The organism is Maribacter sp. (genome assembly GCF_039968975.1).
Classification (GTDB): domain Bacteria; phylum Bacteroidota; class Bacteroidia; order Flavobacteriales; family Flavobacteriaceae; genus Maribacter.
Genome location: NZ_JBDVOT010000091.1, coordinates 1 through 1,796, shown reverse-complemented (window position 1 = coordinate 1,796; position 1,796 = coordinate 1). Strand labels below are relative to the sequence as shown.

Genomic DNA, 1,796 nt, shown 5'->3' with positions numbered 1-1,796 from the left:
TTCCACAGCCATTTCATCGGTTTCGTTTAAAACAATTGCTTTAAGCGTATTATCTTTAATTACGAAATCGGTCACTTTGGTATTAAAGTGAATTTCACCACCATGTTCTTGAATAACCTCACGAATATTCTGTACAATTTTAGGGAGTTTATTGGTCCCAATATGTGGGTGGGCATCTACCAAAATTTGGTCTGTTGCACCATGAAATACTAAGCTTTCAAAGATTCGACGTACATCGCCGCGTTTAAGACTTCGAGTGTATAATTTTCCGTCAGAATACGTGCCTGCACCACCTTCACCAAAACAGTAATTACTTTCAGGGTTTACCTGATGGTCTTGATTAATAGCTTTTAAATCTCGCCTTCTATCTTTTACGTTATTACCACGTTCGAGCACAATAGGTTTGTAGCCCATTTCTAGACAACGCAGTGCAGCCCACATACCAGCAGGTCCAAAGCCTATAATGTGTATGGGTTTAGCGTTCGATACATCTTTGTATTTGAAATTTAATGTATCATTAGGAGCAGGTTCATTAATGTAGATTGCCAGTTTGTAGTTAAAGAAAATTTTAGGCTTACGCGCATCTATTGACTTACGCAGCACCTTAATTTTGAAAGTGCCATCTTCAAGTCCCAGATACTTTGCCGCACGTATTTCTAATCCGTTAGGCGTACCTTCTTCCTTTAATGATAATCGCAATTGTACATTTCTGACCATGCTGCAAAATTAAAGTAAAAAAGGGGATGTGAACTACAGAGTGGCAAAATTGGTAAAGAGAAGTTTTTAGTAAAATTATTTCTCTACAATAGTTCTAAAAGTCAAATTCACTCTAGGTAGTTTACTTTTGGTAGTTGGCGGCAGGCGATGTAACCAATGCGTCTGTGTTTCATCTTTCATAATCAACAAACTACCTTTTTCTAAAACTAATTCTACTTTCTCTTTGGTTTCTTTATGTTTAAAAGCAAATTTTCGTTCCGCACCAAAACTAACGGAAGCAATGGCACCATTCTTTTTTAGGTCTTTTTCTCCGTCACTATGCCATGCCATACCCTCGCTACCATCATGATATAAGTTTAACAGGCAAGAATTGAACGTTTCACCACTTTCTTGCTCTACTTTAGATTTTAATTCAAGTAATTCGGTCGTCCACGGTAATGCCAGTTTAGTCGTTTTAGAATAGGTGTATTGAAACGGTTTTTCACCGTACCACGCCACTTTTCGTTTGGTTATAATTTTCTTTCCAAAGATGATGGCTTCATCGTTTTTCCAGACAATGTTGTTTAACAATGCATCTAAATAATGTATAGCTTCTTCTTCATTTAAGATTTTTCCAAAATAATGCACCGTTCCGTCATGCGGAAGTAGGTTTTTTGTATGGTCTACCTCAATATCGAACAACTTCATAATTTTTTCTTTATAGCTATCCAAAGAACTAAAGTACTTGGTAATCTTTTTAAAAACAAAAGCGAATAGCTAACCTTAATGAGATTATCTATCCGCTTTTAAAATTAAAGAGAACCGTGAAGACTGAACTTAATTGTTCATCAGCAAGTTTTTAATGGTCTTGTTCCATTTTTCTATAGACTGGAATTCACCACTTAATTGGTAGTTCACTTCTACGTCATAGAATTCAAAAACAATATCCGGTTCATTTGCTTTTTTTGAGAAAAATTTTAAAAGTAAACGCTCTGTTACTTTCTCTTTTCTAGCATAAGAGGTACCAATATTGGCAATTTCACAGGTTTTGATCTTAGATAAATCAGCATACTGATGATTTAATACTTCTCCCGATTTGG

The 1,796-nt window shown here is 35.6% G+C and carries 2 protein-coding genes and 1 pseudogene; all 3 read right to left on the bottom strand.

The window, feature by feature from the left end:
- Positions 1–717: pseudogene (locus ABJI11_RS06550) on the bottom strand (FAD-binding protein); the annotation flags it as partial.
- A 75-nt stretch (positions 718–792) separates the two neighbouring features.
- Positions 793–1,404, bottom strand: a complete 612-nt coding sequence (locus ABJI11_RS06545; RefSeq protein ID WP_348350537.1) for an alpha-ketoglutarate-dependent dioxygenase AlkB — start codon at positions 1,402–1,404, stop codon at positions 793–795.
- Positions 1,405–1,533: 129 nt separating this feature from the next.
- Positions 1,534–1,796 (bottom strand): hypothetical protein (locus ABJI11_RS06540; protein WP_348350535.1); only part of this gene is annotated, 263 nt, incomplete at its 5' end.

Coding starts and splice junctions, on each gene's coding strand:
- ABJI11_RS06545 (WP_348350537.1), bottom strand. CDS start 1,404: ATGAAGTTGTTCGATATTGAGGTAGACCATACAAAAAACCTACTTCCG.